Raw genomic sequence first — 15,067 nt, 5'->3', positions numbered from 1 at the left:
GGCAATTTGAAATCCGGACACAGTCGTAACATACTTTTTGGATCGCTGCAAAGAGAATAATGTATATCACACCCCCTTGTCATTATAGTATGGAACAACTTATAGTCTGCCATAAAGGAAATCAGGAGAACACAATGATCATCGTCACCGGAGGTGCTGGGTTTATTGGCTCAAATTTAGTTGCCGCTCTGGATCACAGCCAAAAACATCCTATTATTGTCTGTGATGTCTTAGGACAAGATGAAAAGTGGCAAAACCTTAAGCGCCATAATATTGCGGATCTCATCCCTCCCCAAGAATTGTTCGTTTTTCTTGAAAAAAATGTCAGATCGGTGAAAGCCGTTTTTCATATGGGAGCTATCTCCACAACAACGGAACGCGATGCAGACCTCATTATGACCAACAATTTCAAGCTTTCTATGCAGCTTTTAGAATGGTGCTCGCAAAACGCCAAACGTCTTATTTATGCTTCATCTGCAGCAACTTATGGGGATGGAAACCAAGGCTTTGAAGATCATGTCTCATCCGAAGCTTTAGCGAACCTCGTCCCTCTTAATGCTTATGCATGGAGCAAACATCTCTTTGATCGACGCCTCATCTCTATGCATGATCACTCAGTGAAACTTCCTCCTCAATGGGTTGGTTTAAAGTTTTTTAATGTATACGGTCCCAATGAATATCATAAAGGCAGTCAGAAAAGTGTCGTTAACCACCTTTATCATACAATTCAAAAAGGCGAGTCTGCCAAACTCTTTAAATCTTATAAACCTGAATATCCAGATGGCGGTCAGCAAAGAGATTTCGTATGGATTGATGATTGTATCAACGTCATGCTTTGGCTCTTGGAAAAACCAGAAGTAAGCGGTATTTTTAATGTGGGATCCGGTAGAGCAAGAAGTTTTGATGATCTTGCTCGCGCAGTATTCACAGCACTCGATAAGACCCCGCAAATAACCTATGTAGATATGCCAGAAGGACTCGCAGAAAAATACCAATATTTTACAGAAGCTTCTACGAGTAAACTAAAGAGCGCTGGTTATCAGAAGCCTTTTACTTCATTAGAAGAAGGTGTAAAACAATACGTTCAAGGTTTCCTTATGCAACATGATCCGTATCGATAAGAGGCTAAAATGTTTGTAATCCCCTATCTGGCTTTAAATCCTATTGCTATTCATCTTGGCCCCCTTAAAATTCATTGGTATGGGATTGCTTATGCCATGGGTATTCTCATTGGTTGGCAGTATTGTCAGTTTCTAATTAAAAAAAGACGCTTTGCTATAGACAAACATCATCTTGATGCATTTATCCCATGGGCAACTCTGGGCATTATTGCAGGTGGACGCCTCGGACAAGTCTTGTTTTACAATCCTAGTTATTATTTTAGCCATCCTTTAGAAATATTTGCGATTTGGCATCCAGGGATGTCTTTTCATGGAGGCTTTTTAGGAGTGATTATTGCTCTCTTTTGGTACTGTAAAAAGCATAAAATCCCAGGTTTTGTTTTCACAGACCTCATTGCAGCTGGCGTACCCTTTGGCCTCTTTTTTGGCCGTATTGCAAACTATATTAATGCTGAGCTGGTGGGAAGACCAAGTGATGTACCGTGGGCAACCATTTTTCCAGGAGCCGGTCCTCTTGCAAGACATCCAAGTCAAATTTATGAAGCACTTCTTGAAGGCATATTATTATGGAGTGTGTTAGCGTGGATTACATTTAAAACCGACTATACTAAAAAACGACCTGGTGTCATTCTTGGGACCTTTATGATTATATATGGTCTCTCTCGTATTTTAGCTGAGTGTTTCCGTGAACCTGATGCAAATATCGGTTTTCTAATAGGAGGAACAACTTGGGGACAATGGTTAAGCTTACCTCTCGTCATTGCTGGAGTATTGTATCTTGTCTATGTCTTTAAACGTCCAGCAAAAAACTAAACCTTTCAAGAAGCTTTTAATAGATCTGATCCACAGAAATGGACCAATTTCTCTTGAGAACTTTATGGAGCTTTGTTTAACTTCGAAGGAAGGTGGATATTATCTTCATCAACACCCTATCGGTTCAGAGAGCGATTTTCTAACTGCACCTGAAATCAGCCAGATGTTTGGAGAGATAATTGGACTTTGGTTTGTTGATCAATGGGAACAATTAGGCTGTCCCTCATCTTTTACCTTTTTAGAGTTAGGCCCTGGTAAAGGAACACTCTTGCATGATATTTTAAGATCAGCGCGTATAAGACCCTCTTTTTTAGATGCTATCCAGATCCACTTAGTTGAAATCAGCCCATACTTCCGAGATCTACAAGGAAAGATTTTGCAGGATTTTCGAATAAACTGGCATAATTCACTAGATGAAGCGCTTCAGAATCTCCCTCATCAACCGGTTTTCTTGCTTGCCAATGAGTTTTTTGATGCCCTACCAATTCAACAATTTATAAAAAAAGAAGATGGTTGGCATGAACGACTTGTAGATTTTAACTCACACAGTCAAACTTTTTGTTTTGTTGATGGTCCTTTGAACAAGACCATAACTGTAGATGCATCTGTAGGATCTGTATTGGAATCTTCACCACAAACACTCAAAGCTATTAGAGATATAGCACAGGCTCTCAAAAAATTAGGAGGAGTTGGAATCATAATCGATTATGGATACGAGGAACCTTATTTTGGTGAAACTATTCAAGCCATAGCCAACCATAAACACCAAGAAGTTTTGGAAAATCCAGGAGAACATGATCTGAGTGCACACGTAAATTTTCATGAACTTAAAGAAATTTTTCGGGATTATCCAAAGTTTAAAATTGAAATTTCAACCCAACGTAATTTCCTGCTCAGACATGGCATTGTAGAACGCACAAAAATTTTAATGAAACAAAAGGCCAAACACACTGAAGAAGCTCTCCATCGTCTTGTAGGGCTTTCTGAAATGGGGGGCCTATTTAAAGTTCTCACCCTTACCCCTGCATAAGAGTTATAATATGAATCAAGAATTAAAAATATTTTTGTCCCCTCTTTTCTCTCCATTCACGCAAATCAAACATGGCTTTTTTTCAAGAAAAGGGGGCGTTAGTCAAGGCATGTATGAATCACTTAACGTATGTTATGATAAAGGGGATAAAAAATATCATGTCTCGGAAAATCGAAATCTTATAGAGCGTCATTTTAGCGCTTCCAATCCTCCTATTCTTTTAATTCCTCAACAAGAACATACAGAGAAAGTTTTGATCCTTGAAGAGCCGTTCATTTCTCCTCCAGTGGTTGATGGGCTTGTGACACAAAAAAAAGGTCTACTGATTGGTGTCCAAACAGCAGACTGTGTTCCTCTCTTAATGGTTGATCCAAAAAAACAAATAATTGCAGCGGTACATGCTGGATGGAAAGGTACTCTTAAAGGAATTCCTCAGAAAGCTGTCAAAAAAATGATGGCATTAGGAGCCGACATAAAGGATATTTATGCATCCATTGGCCCCTGCATTTCTCAAGAATCTTATGAAGTCGGAGAAGAAGTATTTAAAGCCTTTACCTCTAAGGATCATTCATTTAAAGATCATTTCAAACAAAGTGGACGAGCTAATCACTATCTTTTTGACCTACCAGGCGTGGTTTATATGAGTCTAAAAAAAGAAGGGGTTGAATTTATCCACAACACACACTTAAATACCTACACTGATGAAACACATTTTTTTAGCTGTAGGCGCTCTACTCATCGAGGAGAAAGCGTCTTTGGCACATGTGTTTCATCCATAATGATATGTTAGTGCCTCTTAAAGTGAGGTATTTATTGTTTTATATGATGAAAGTTGAATGAAACATTTAAGGAATTACAAACTATGAATCAACTGCTAATGACCGGAAAAAAAGGCTTAATCATGGGTGTGGCTAACAACCGTTCCATAGCCTGGGCAATTTCTCAACAGCTCCATGCCCATGGCGCTCAATTAGCATTTACTTTCCAAGGCGAAGCTTTACAAAAGCGCGTTACTCCTTTGGCTGAATCAATTAATTCTAAAATTATTTTGCCTTGCGATGTGACAGTGGATAGCGACATTGAATCCGTTTTTCAAACTCTTGAAAAAGAATGGGGACAGATTGATTTCGTTTTGCACGCTATTGGTTATTCCGATCGTGAAGAACTAAAAGGAAAATATGTGAATACGTCACGTAAGAATTTTTTAAACAGCATGGATATTTCATGTTATTCATTTACTGCTATCTGTCAACATGCGGCCCGTTTAATGCCCCAAGGAGGCAGTTTGTTAACGATGAGTTATTATGGTGCTGAAAAAGTAATGCCACACTACAATGTTATGGGCGTTGCCAAAGCTGCTCTTGAAAGCAGCGTACGCTATTTAGCGATGGATTTAGGTAAGCAGAATATTCGTGTTAATGGCATGTCAGCTGGCCCTATTAAAACTCTCGCAGCTTCTGGAATTGGCGATTTTCATTATATTTTAAAGTGGAACCAATACAATGCACCGCTTAGACGTAATGTAACTTTAGAAGAAGTTGGTAAATCAGGCCTTTATCTTTTAAGCGATCTTTCTTCAGGGGTAACTGGTGAAATCCATCATGTAGATTGTGGATATCACGTCGTTGGGATGAAAGCTGCGGATGCTCCTGATATTTCTGTTCAGGAAAAAAACCAAGAATAAAGGAAAAAAATGAAAAAGTGGTTTGGGCGACTGTTTAGGTTTTTTGAAAAATTAAGCGTAATCATTATTTCTATTGTTGTGCTTAGTTTTTTCGCAATACAGTTTATACAACCACGTACCGCTTCAATCACAGATAAATCTGTTCTCTATATAAAGTTAGATCGTCCTATCTTTGAACATATGGATGATAATTTCCTTTACAGCCTTATGTATGATCATCGTCATTTAACTTTTGGAGAAATTATTGAAGCGTTAAAACAAGGTGAATCTGATGCTCGTATCAAAGGGCTTGTTCTTGAGATTCAAGCAAATGTCTTAGGCATCGCCCAAGTACAAGAATTGCGTCAAGCCTTGCAAAAGTTCCGAGAAGCAAACAAATTTGTTCTCGCTTATTCAGATACTTTTGGAGAACTTTCCTCGGGCACCCTTACCTATTATCTAGCCGCAGTTGCAGATGAAATTTGGGTGCAACCTCAAGGGTTCGTCAATATTACAGGATTTGCCATCGAAATGCCTTTTTTAAGAAAGCTTTTGGATGAGTGGCAAATCAATCCTCAAATTGGCCATCGAGAACAATATAAAAATGCTATGGATTTCCTAACTGAGAGTGCTCTCTCTCCAGCCAATGAAGAAGCATGGAAAACCGTGTTAGATTCTTTAATGAATCAATTCGTTAGGGATGTTGCTATTGATCGAGACCTACAAGAAGAACAAATTAGAACCTTAGTCAACGACGCTCCTTTTGTAAAAACTCAAGACGCTCTCGATTCAGAGCTTATAGATCATATTGGATATTATGATGAAGTCATTCATAAAGCCAAAGAACTGGCTGAAAGCTCTCATTCTTTGATTCCATTGAAGGATTACTGGCACTCACTTCCACAAAAGAAACCTTCAGATGATATTATTGCGCTTATTTATGGTGTAGGTGCGATTTCAAGATCAAAATTAGAGTATAATCCTCTTACTCAAAGTCAAAATATGGTCGGTTCAGAAATTGCTAAAGCTTTTGAAAAGGCTTTTGAGCATCCCAATGTAAAAGCCATTGTCTTTCGCGTTGATAGTCCAGGTGGGTCAGCGAATGCATCTGAGACTATTCTCCGTCAAGTACGCCGTGCAAAAGAAAAAAATATACCTGTTATTATTTCCATGGGAAATGCAGCTGCTTCTGGAGGTTATTGGATTAGCGCTTATGCAAATAAAATCGTTGCTGAGCCAGGAACAATCACTGGCTCCATAGGTGTTTTTGGAGGAAAAGTTGCGACTGAAAAATTCTGGAATAAGCTTAATATTAACTGGGGCAGTATTGTCGCAGGCAAAAACGCCGATATGTGGAGTTCTGTGCGTCCATTCAATGAAATACAATGGACCAAATTGCAAGATTGGTTAGATTATACTTATAACTCCTTTATCAATATTGTAGCAGAAGGACGTAATCTCTCTGTAGATCACGTAAAGGAAATTGCCAAGGGTCGTATTTGGACTGGTGAAGAAGCTAAAAAATTTGGTTTGGTAGACGAGTTAGGCGGCCTAGACAAAGCAATCGTTCTTGCAAAACTTGAAGCAAAAATTCCCCTTACTGAAAAGATTGAAACTATTCATTTTCCAAAGGCTAAATCAAACTTTGAAAAGCTAATTCAGTTCCTTCACGGTGACGAAGGAAGCATTGAAATTATGATGCAACCCTTGCGATTATTGGCTCAGGATTTGAAGTCTGCTTTTGGGTTAAGACCTGCTGAAGAGGCTCTCAGCATTACAAATACTTATAAACGGATAAAATAGTTTACCTAAGGATTGTCTTAAATTTTTCCGTGGCTTTCAAAAGTTCACGCATAATAGCAGGATCAAATCCTGCATGCCCTCCTGTTGGGACAATGATGAACTCTGCTTCAGGCCAGACTTGATGTAACTCATAAGCAGAAATAATGGGGCAAACAATATCATAGCGTCCGTGCACGATTATTCCAGGAATAGACTTTAAATTAAATGCATTTTTAATGAGCTGATTTTCTTCGAGAAATGTATCATGACTAAAGTAATGTGCTTCTGTCTTAGCAAGACCGATAGCCGCTATTTCATCCTCCATAATTTTCGCAATACTTTCTTCGCTGAAAGTCAGATAAGCCATACTCATTTCAAAACGAAAATATTCTTTGCATGCGGGGATAGAAATAAGAGGATCGGGGTGTAAAACACGTGCGTGATAGGCCTTTAGCAAGTCATGACGCTCTTCTTTTGGGATATAATCAGCAAACCTTTGCCATACCTCTGGATAAATCGTACGCGTTCCATAAAGAAACCACTCAATTTCACTTGGACGACAAAGAAAAATTCCTCGCAAAATAAGACCAAGACAACGCTGAGGATAGGTCTCTGCATAAGCCAATCCCAAAGTTGTTCCCCAAGAACCACCAAATAAAATCCATTGATCAATACCTAATAGATCACGAAGCTTTTCCATATCTTCGACTAAAAGAGGCGTTGTATTTTGACGCATTTCACCAAATGGTCTTGAACGTCCTGCACCTCTTTGATCAAAAACAATAATACGATAGAATTTGGGGTCAAAGAATCGGCGACTGCCCGGTGATGACCCTGCACCTGGACCACCATGAATAAAAACGATAGGTACTCCTTGAGGATTCCCACACTGTTCCCAATAAATTTGATGCAATTCATCAACAGATAAATAGCCTGAGTCATATGGTTCAATGGCAGGAAATAATTCATACATGGTTTCACTCATTTTAAATTACTCTAAAAATCCGGAAAATTTTTGATGGGCAATCCGCTGTGAGCCGTTTCCATAAATTTTTTCCACAATTGCGCTGGTAATCCACCCCCTGGGACTTTTTTCATGAGAACGTTATCATCATTCCCCATCCATACCCCTGTCACAAGATCTGGAGTAAAGCCTATAAACCAGCCATCATTATAATTTTGAGTTGTTCCTGTTTTTCCTGCACAAGGACGATTAAGAATCGAACGTTTGCCTGTTCCATATTCCATCACTTTTTGAAGCATATACAAAAGCTTAACAACGTTTTCCTTGTCAATCACTCGACTCGCCCCTTGATTCCGACGTTGATAAAGCACCACACCTTCAGGAGTCTTAACTTCAAGAATCCCATATGGCCAGACTCCAAAGCCGTGGTTCATCACTGAAGCATAAGCAGCAGTCATTTCAAGCAAGCTTGCTTCACCGGTTCCTAACGCAAGTGTAAGATTCTTGGGCTGCACGCCTAAAAGACCAAGACGACTAGCAACTTCAATAACCGGTTTATATCCTATGTCGCTTATAATACGCACAGCAGAAGTATTGACTGATTCAGCAAATGCCTCTTCAAAAGTAATATCCCCCTTACTTTGCCAATGATCATCATTTTTTGGACGCCACTTCCCTACTTGAACTGGCAAGTCACTAACAATCGTCTGGAGGTCATACCCTTTTTCAAGAGCCGCTAAAAATAAAAACAATTTAAAAGCTGAACCTGGCTGTCGGCGGGCCTGAGTAGCACGATTAAACTGACTCTTTTGATAATCTCGTCCACCAATAAGTGCACGCACTCCTCCCTCTGGCGTCATAGCAATCATGGCCCCTTGAGAAACACGATGGGCTTGACCTTCTTTATCCAACAGAGCGTGATAGGATTCATCAGCTAAATTCTGCAATTTTAGATCCAGAGTTGTTTTAATAATTAAATCTTGTTGAACGTCTCCAACAAAATCATGGAGGGTTTCCATGATCCAATCTGCAAAGTAACGCGCTTTATGAATTACATTAGCATTGGAGGAAGGATTCTTTAAAAGAATGCGCTGAAATTTGGCCTCTTGCTCAGAAATGAACCCAACTTTCACCATGTTCTCAAGGACAACTCTAGCTCTGCCTTCAGCAGCTTCTGGATGGGTTAAAGGAGAATATTTTGAGGGTGCCTTAAGAAGACCTGCTAAAATAGCAGATTCATAGAGAGATAAATCACTCGCAGACTTACCAAAATATTTTTGTGAAGCAGCCTCAAGGCCATAAGTTCCTGCACCGAAATAAACGCGGTTAAGATAAATTGATAAAATTTGATCTTTGGTTAAATTTGACTCCAACCAAAAAGCAAGTAATAGCTCTTGCACCTTGCGGCGAAGACTACGATCTTGCGGCGAAAACAACTTTTCAGACAAAAGGAAATTTTTAGCAAGTTGCTGAGTAATTGTACTCCCTCCTTGTACAACCCCTCCCCGGCGATAGTTATTCCAAATCGCCCGCATTACACCAAAGATATCAACACCAAAATGTTCATAAAAACGCCTATCTTCAGTTGCTAATAAAGCCTGGGTTGTATGAGCAGGCAACTCTTCAAGTTTTATCTGTGTTCCATAAAGCTCTCCATAGGTTGCAATCAGTGAGCCATCTCTTGCCAAAAGAGTTATTCCAGGCTGACGTACCGTAGCTTGAAGTTTGTGAATATCTGGCAGGTCATACCCATACCAAACAATAAGACTTCCAGCAGCAACGGTTCCCCAAATAACCAGAATCAGCATCCATTTGATTAGTCTAAAAAACAAACCTTCACGTTTTGTTTTTTTATGCTTTTTCTGGCGAATAGATTCTTTACCAGCAGACCTAAATCTTTGCCGATTTTCACCTATTAAGCTTGGTTCAATGCGCTTCTCATTCATGAGATTTTATCAAAATCGGTGATTCAAGAAAGACAGAATTAAAATATTTAAATAAATACAGTTTAAACCAACGAGCATAAAATTCAGGATTTTGTAGAGCATCAATCAATATTTCTTTTGGATCCACCCACGCAATTTCTGATACCTCTTCAGGATTAGGGTCTAGATGAATTGATTCCTCAAAAATCCCTTCAAAAACGTGAACAAATTCTCGTTCATAGAGCCCATCTTTTAATGTCAAAGCATACTTAATTTTTGTACGAGGCGCCACAGGTACAGTAAATCCCAACTCTTCATTCAGTCGTCTTTCAGCAGCAACTTTAGAATCTTCATTAGGATAAGGGTGGCCACAACAACTGTTTGCCCACAGATTGGCTGAGTGATATTTGTGAGCAGCACGTTTTTGAATAAGAAGCCGTCCTGCTTGATCATAAATCATTACTGAAAAAGCTCTGTGAAGAAGTCCTTTTTGATGAGCTTCTAATTTTTCCATCGTTCCAATCTCATGATCGCCAGAATTAACAAGAATAAGATTGACTGAGTTTAATTCAGAGGACATCACTAATGTTAGAACCTTTACTTTTTATTCTGTAAGCCACTAGGTCGAACGATTTTAGTTGCGTCGCTTTTTTGTTTATTCATTGTATCATAGTGTTTACGTATTGGATCATAGTCATTTAAGCGACCAGAAACGTCTTTTTCATTGAGAGGCCTTCCCTCTTCAATTGACAGAAAACTTTTTTTGAGGCCAATTTTTCTTAAACGATTCTCTTCTTGTTGAAAACGTTTTTCCTCTACGTTATTAGGCAGGGGAATGTCTAAGGAATTCCTATCAACAAATGTGTTCTTTAAATCAGTATTGATATCAGCCTTTGTTTCTGGTCCAATCGTCAACAAACAGATAAAAGTAAAAATAATTTTTTTCATTAAGAAATTCCTTATGCGTCTAAGTTTGATACTTTCAAGGCATTAGCTTGAATAAAATCACGACGCGGTTCTACCAAATCCCCCATCAGCATAGAAAAGACTTCTTCAGCTTGATCAGCATGGGTAATTTTCACCTGTAGCAAAGTACGAACATCTGGATCAAGAGTGGTATCCCACAGTTGATTCGCATTCATCTCTCCCAACCCTTTAAAACGCTGAATCGTAATACCCTTGCGACCTTGCTCAATGATAGCTTCATATAATCCCTTAGGTCCATAAATGGCCAGTGATTTATCTTTCAAGTTCAATTTTAACGGATGCTCAAAAAACTCATAAAGGTCTTTTTGCATTATTTTGACTTGGTAAGCGTCACTCCAGTTAGCCATAGGAGCTGTTAATTTAAAGCTTTCTTCGACACCCCTTTCAGACCTAGTCAACACTATAGTCGTCTCTTCCACGCGAGAAGACCATTTTTCTTGAGATCCTCCAATACCAAGCGTATTGAGTCGTTCAGATAAAGCACTTGCTGAAGTTTTAATATTTCCCGGGGAAAGTTTTTCTGTATCAAATAGCCCTAATATTGCAGCTTGTTCTGCAACAATCAATGAACCAATTTTCTCAGATAATCCTTCAATGTTTTTCTTAATCTTCTGTGCATTGAGCACTAAATTACGTAAATCTTCGCCAACAACACGGCCTCCAGATTTTTGGTCGAGGGATGCCCCTTCCAGACCTGTTTTTAAGAGGTGCTCATCTAACGCGCGATCATCTTTTAGATAAATGATTGAACTACCCTTTTTAACACCATAGAGTGGCGGTTGAGCGATATATAAATACCCTTTTTCAATGATTTCAGGCATCTGTCGGAAAAAGAAGGTCAACAAAAGTGTACGGATGTGACTACCATCAACATCAGCGTCCGTCATAATAATAATGCGATGATAACGAATTTTATCCAGTGTAAAATCTTCACTTCCGATTCCAGTTCCTAGCGCTGCAATCAATGTTCCAATTTCTTGAGAACCGAGCATCTTGTCAAAACGAGCACGCTCAACGTTTAGAATTTTTCCTCTTAAAGGAAGAATCGCTTGGAACCGACGATTGCGACCTCCCTTTGCTGAGCCACCAGCGCTATCTCCCTCAACCAGAAACAATTCACTCTGACTTGGATCACGTTCTTGGCAATCAGCAAGTTTTCCTGGAAGAGAAGCTAAATCGAGTACACCTTTACGACGTGTTAGTTCTCTGGCTTTACGTGCCGCCTCACGGGCCACAGCTGCCTCAACAACTTTACCAATAATTTTTTTAGCTTCAGCTGGATGCTCTTCAAACCACTGTCCCAATTTATCAGCTACAGCATTTTCAACAACAGGACGAACTTCGGACGACACAAGTTTATCTTTAGTTTGCGAAGAAAACTTAGGATCAGGAACTTTCACTGAGATAACCCCTGTCAATCCTTCACGCGCATCTTCACCACTAAGTGCAATTTTTTCTTTCTTTAAAATGCCAGTTTCTGTTGCATAATTCTGAATCATACGTGTCAGAGCCGAACGAAACCCAGCTAAGTGAGTTCCCCCATCACGCTGTGGAATATTGTTTGTAAAGCACAAGACAGATTCATGATAACTATCAGTCCACTCCATAGCAATATCAACCACGATGTTGTTTTGCTCAGTTGTAAAACTGATAGGAGTTTCATGTAGTACGCTTTTACTGCGGTCTAAATAGTGAACGAATGCAGCAATACCGCCTTCATAATGAAGTTCAGTAGTTTTTGGCTCGCTATCTCTCAAATCAGTCAGAATAATACGAACTCCAGAATTAAGAAATGCAAGTTCACGAAAGCGATGCTCAAGTGTTGCATAATCAAAATTTGTCATTGTAAATGTTTGGTTCGAGGGCTTAAAAACGACGCGCGTTCCTGTTTTCCCTGGCGTTTCTCCAACAACTTTCAAAGAAACTTCCGGAACACCATCCTTAAAGCGCATAAAGTGCTCTTTATCGTGCTGCCAAATTGTCAGATCTAACCATTCAGAAAGAGCATTTACCACAGATACACCAACTCCGTGGAGACCTCCCGAAACTTTATAAGAATTTTGATCGAATTTGCCACCAGCATGGAGTTGCGTCATGATAACTTCAGCAGCTGAAACTCCTTCTTCTTCATGAATACCAACTGGAATCCCACGACCATTATCGACAACCGTTACTGAACCGTCTGAATTCAAAGTCACTTCGATTCGATCACAATATCCAGCTAACGTTTCATCAACGGCGTTGTCTATGACTTCATAGACCATGTGATGAAGACCTGAGCCATCGTCTGTATCGCCAATATACATTCCAGGCCGCTTTCGGACCGCATCAAGCCCTCTTAGAACTTTAATCGAATGGGCACCATATTCATCATTTTCAATATGGTCAGGGGTCGTTGAAGTCGTTTCATTTTTCATATTAGATCACCAGCGTTAATAATTGGTCACACTATGGCACGGACTATAGCATTTTTTACCTGAAAATGCTGAACTTTTTCGTCTAAATTTTTAAATAAATCCGCATCGGTTCCTGTCATCCAGGCCTGAATATTTAGATTAAGAATTTCTTCAAAAAGAGCCTGCCTTCTACTCTCATCTAAATGAGCTACCACTTCATCTAAAAGAAGTAAAGCCGCTCCAGGATTTATTGTTGATTGAATACGTGCAGCAGCCATAATAATTGATAAAAGCATCGCCTTTTGTTCACCAGTTGAACACTGTTCGGCATGCAATCCCTTGTCGACAAAAAATACGCTCAAATCATCCTTATGAGCTCCTACACTGGTTCGTCCCACTTCACGATCCACAGTGCGCGTCTGATGCAATTCTTCTTTCAAGTCTTCTTCAACGTGTAGAGCAGGAAAAGATTGCAACTTCTCCGCCAAGTTACTTTTTAAGGAAAGCTGCGCTTTTGGAAAGTTGCCAAAAGATTGATTTTTAGCTTCACTTAAGAAGTGCAAAAAATTAACCCGAGCATCCACTATCGCAATAGCTTCAGCAGCCATTTTTTCTTCTAGAGTTGAAAGCCATTGGGGATCAGGCTTAGGTTGCATAAGAACCTTTAAGCGCTCACGGGTAAAAAAATCATAACGAGCAACACGCTCCGCATGACCAGCGTCCAAACCATAAACAAGACGATCAAGAAAGCGTCTACGCTCTTTCGCGCCTTCCATAAACAATCTATCCATCTGTGGTGTTAACCAAGAAACATAAAGTTCTTTATTAAGAGAGCTTTGATTCTTAGCATATTCTCCTTCTATTTTTATCACCCTTCGTTCTTTTGATGGACCATATTCAAGACCTGTCCCTATTTGACGTTCCCCTAGACTTGAGAAAACCGTTGCTGAAACAGCCCAGTGTTGAAGAGGACTTTGTCCATTATCCTTATGAGAGATATCTAAGAGTTGAGATTTGCGAAGACCTCTCCCAGGTGCCAAAAAAGAGAGCGCTTCCAAAATGTTTGTTTTACCTGCACCATTGACGCCCGAAAGTACTACAGGTCGAGGATCTAACTTTAAATCGAGATTTTTATATGAACGAAAGGCTGTTAACTGTAACCGGCTAACACCCTCTCTCATGATGGATTATTTCTCGTAGCCGTGAATGTTCTCACACGCGCATCGGCATGAGAACATAAAGTGCTTCTTGATCATTGCGACTACGAATAATCGTAGGAGATGTCGAATCAGCAAAAGAAAAACTAGCACTCTCATTGCCAATTTGCTGTGCAATATCCAAGAGATATCTAGAATTAAAGCCAATCTCGATACCAGACGCATTGTAATCTACTTCCAGTTCTTCAACCGCATGACCAGATTCATTACTTGTCGCCGTCAAAACCAACTTGTTCGTTTTTAAGGACAAACGTATCCCACGATTTTTCTCTGATGAAATTGTAGCGACACGATCCACTGTTTCTGCAAATGCTTCCATATCAACCGTCATCACCTTGTCATTATGCGCAGGTATAACTTTTTCATAATCAGGAAACGTTCCATCAATCAGTCGTGAAGTAAAATAGGTATCGGAAAATTTAAAGCTAACTTGTGTGTTCGAAAGATACACTTCAACATCTAACACTTCTTCAGATACAATTTTCAGTACCTCATTAATCGTTTTTCGCGAAATAATAACACCTGGAATAGCCTCAGCTCCTTGAGGAAGAGGCAAACTCATTTTAGCCAAACGGTGTCCATCTGTTGCAACTGCCCGCAACTCTTTACTTTGAAAAGCGTGTAGATAAATACCATTCAGATAGTACCGCGTTTCTTCCGTTGACATTGCAAAACGAACTCTATCAAACAGCTCTAATAAGTCTTTAGCTGGTAAAATAAAACGATACGGTTGGTTACCACTATTAATAGCTGGAAATTCATCCGGTGACAAACAAGGCAAAGCAAAATGAGAACGACCAGACTCAACATTCAAGCGATTCTGAGCCTCATCGAAACTTAAAGAAATTTCTGCACCATCGCGTAACTTACGTACAACGTCAAATAGCATATGCGCAGAAACTGTAAGACGCCCTGGCTTTTCTACTTGAGCAGCCACTGTTTCAACAATGGCAACTTCCAAATCAGTTGCAGTTAGAGTAATGCCTTCACCTGTTGTCTCAAGAAGAACATGTGAAAGAATAGGAACAGTTGAACGTTTCTCAACGACTCCTTGACTATGACTAAGGGCTTTAAGAAAGACATTGCGATCAACATGCACTTGAAATGCTTGCGATACTTGTTTTTCTTGAGTTTCTGAGATTTTTTCTGCTGCTGCGTTGGCTTCCATG

At 39.6% G+C, this 15,067-nt stretch carries 13 protein-coding genes; 6 read left to right on the top strand and 7 right to left on the bottom strand.

What is annotated here, in order from left to right:
- Nucleotides 1–134 precede the first annotated feature (134 nt).
- From rfaD to sppA, 6 genes are all read left to right on the top strand, one after another.
- Complete coding sequence (rfaD, locus tag GQ61_RS08585; RefSeq protein WP_085784935.1) at nt 135–1,121, top strand: ADP-glyceromanno-heptose 6-epimerase; 987 nt, start codon at nt 135–137, stop codon at nt 1,119–1,121.
- 9 nt (nt 1,122–1,130) lie between these two features.
- Complete coding sequence (lgt, locus tag GQ61_RS08580; RefSeq protein WP_085784934.1) at nt 1,131–1,934, top strand: prolipoprotein diacylglyceryl transferase; 804 nt, start codon at nt 1,131–1,133, stop codon at nt 1,932–1,934.
- Nucleotides 1,906–2,964 carry a class I SAM-dependent methyltransferase gene (locus tag GQ61_RS08575; RefSeq protein ID WP_085784933.1) on the top strand — a complete coding sequence of 353 codons (1,059 nt, stop codon included), beginning with the start codon at nt 1,906–1,908 and terminating at the stop codon, nt 2,962–2,964. Before lgt ends, GQ61_RS08575 begins: the two co-directional genes overlap by 29 nt.
- Before the next feature lie 10 nt (nt 2,965–2,974).
- A complete protein-coding gene (pgeF, locus tag GQ61_RS08570; RefSeq protein WP_085784932.1) occupies nt 2,975–3,754 on the top strand; it encodes a peptidoglycan editing factor PgeF in 780 nt (259 codons plus the stop codon).
- Nucleotides 3,755–3,826: 72 nt separating this feature from the next.
- Nucleotides 3,827–4,648 (top strand): enoyl-ACP reductase FabI, encoded by an 822-nt coding sequence (gene fabI / locus GQ61_RS08565; protein WP_198157330.1) that lies wholly within the window; start codon nt 3,827–3,829, stop codon nt 4,646–4,648.
- A 9-nt stretch (nt 4,649–4,657) separates the two neighbouring features.
- A complete protein-coding gene (sppA, locus tag GQ61_RS08560) occupies nt 4,658–6,430 on the top strand; it encodes a signal peptide peptidase SppA (protein ID WP_085784931.1) in 1,773 nt (590 codons plus the stop codon).
- A gap of 1 nt (nt 6,431) precedes the next feature.
- Here the strand turns inward: sppA and pip are convergent, their stop codons facing one another.
- From pip to dnaN, 7 genes are read right to left on the bottom strand one after another with little or no spacing between them, the layout of a single operon-like run.
- The gene (gene pip / locus GQ61_RS08555; protein WP_085784930.1) at nt 6,432–7,394 is read right to left on the bottom strand and encodes a prolyl aminopeptidase; all 963 of its coding nucleotides are present in this window, start codon (nt 7,392–7,394) and stop codon (nt 6,432–6,434) included.
- An 11-nt stretch (nt 7,395–7,405) separates the two neighbouring features.
- Nucleotides 7,406–9,319 (bottom strand): transglycosylase domain-containing protein, encoded by a 1,914-nt coding sequence (locus GQ61_RS08550; RefSeq protein WP_085784929.1) that lies wholly within the window; start codon nt 9,317–9,319, stop codon nt 7,406–7,408.
- Nucleotides 9,312–9,878 carry an isopentenyl-diphosphate Delta-isomerase gene (idi, locus tag GQ61_RS08545; protein ID WP_085784928.1) on the bottom strand — a complete coding sequence of 189 codons (567 nt, stop codon included), beginning with the start codon at nt 9,876–9,878 and terminating at the stop codon, nt 9,312–9,314. The genes GQ61_RS08550 and idi overlap by 8 nt, the downstream gene beginning before the upstream one ends.
- Nucleotides 9,879–9,895: 17 nt before the next feature.
- Nucleotides 9,896–10,246 carry a hypothetical protein gene (locus GQ61_RS08540; RefSeq protein WP_085784927.1) on the bottom strand — a complete coding sequence of 117 codons (351 nt, stop codon included), beginning with the start codon at nt 10,244–10,246 and terminating at the stop codon, nt 9,896–9,898.
- A gap of 11 nt (nt 10,247–10,257) precedes the next feature.
- A complete protein-coding gene (gene gyrB, locus GQ61_RS08535; RefSeq protein ID WP_085784926.1) occupies nt 10,258–12,702 on the bottom strand; it encodes a DNA topoisomerase (ATP-hydrolyzing) subunit B in 2,445 nt (814 codons plus the stop codon).
- Between the two features lie 26 nt (nt 12,703–12,728).
- Nucleotides 12,729–13,862 carry a DNA replication/repair protein RecF gene (gene recF, locus GQ61_RS08530; RefSeq protein WP_085784925.1) on the bottom strand — a complete coding sequence of 378 codons (1,134 nt, stop codon included), beginning with the start codon at nt 13,860–13,862 and terminating at the stop codon, nt 12,729–12,731.
- 31 nt (nt 13,863–13,893) lie between these two features.
- Entirely contained in the window at nt 13,894–15,066 is a 1,173-nt protein-coding gene (dnaN, locus tag GQ61_RS08525) for a DNA polymerase III subunit beta (RefSeq protein ID WP_085784924.1), read from the bottom strand.
- Nucleotide 15,067 lies beyond the last annotated feature (1 nt).

It is taken from the genome of Candidatus Nucleicultrix amoebiphila FS5 (assembly GCF_002117145.1).
Classification (GTDB): Bacteria; Pseudomonadota; Alphaproteobacteria; order Caedimonadales; family Nucleicultricaceae; genus Nucleicultrix; species Nucleicultrix amoebiphila.
The sequence above is the reverse complement of the archived record's forward strand: the minus strand, read 5'-3'. Positions and strand labels throughout refer to the sequence as shown.

Bases quoted from the DNA above. Each gene is read 5' to 3' on its own strand.
- rfaD (WP_085784935.1), top strand. From the start codon at position 135: ATGATCATCGTCACCGGAGGTGCTGGGTTTATTGGCTCAAATTTAGTT.
- lgt (WP_085784934.1), top strand. From the start codon at position 1,131: ATGTTTGTAATCCCCTATCTGGCTTTAAATCCTATTGCTATTCATCTT.
- GQ61_RS08575 (WP_085784933.1), top strand. From the start codon at position 1,906: ATGTCTTTAAACGTCCAGCAAAAAACTAAACCTTTCAAGAAGCTTTTA.
- pgeF (WP_085784932.1), top strand. From the start codon at position 2,975: ATGAATCAAGAATTAAAAATATTTTTGTCCCCTCTTTTCTCTCCATTC.
- fabI (WP_198157330.1), top strand. From the start codon at position 3,827: ATGAATCAACTGCTAATGACCGGAAAAAAAGGCTTAATCATGGGTGTG.
- sppA (WP_085784931.1), top strand. From the start codon at position 4,658: ATGAAAAAGTGGTTTGGGCGACTGTTTAGGTTTTTTGAAAAATTAAGC.
- pip (WP_085784930.1), bottom strand. From the start codon at position 7,394: ATGAGTGAAACCATGTATGAATTATTTCCTGCCATTGAACCATATGAC.
- GQ61_RS08550 (WP_085784929.1), bottom strand. From the start codon at position 9,319: ATGAATGAGAAGCGCATTGAACCAAGCTTAATAGGTGAAAATCGGCAA.
- idi (WP_085784928.1), bottom strand. From the start codon at position 9,878: ATGTCCTCTGAATTAAACTCAGTCAATCTTATTCTTGTTAATTCTGGC.
- GQ61_RS08540 (WP_085784927.1), bottom strand. From the start codon at position 10,246: ATGAAAAAAATTATTTTTACTTTTATCTGTTTGTTGACGATTGGACCA.
- gyrB (WP_085784926.1), bottom strand. From the start codon at position 12,702: ATGAAAAATGAAACGACTTCAACGACCCCTGACCATATTGAAAATGAT.
- recF (WP_085784925.1), bottom strand. From the start codon at position 13,862: ATGAGAGAGGGTGTTAGCCGGTTACAGTTAACAGCCTTTCGTTCATAT.
- dnaN (WP_085784924.1), bottom strand. From the start codon at position 15,066: ATGGAAGCCAACGCAGCAGCAGAAAAAATCTCAGAAACTCAAGAAAAA.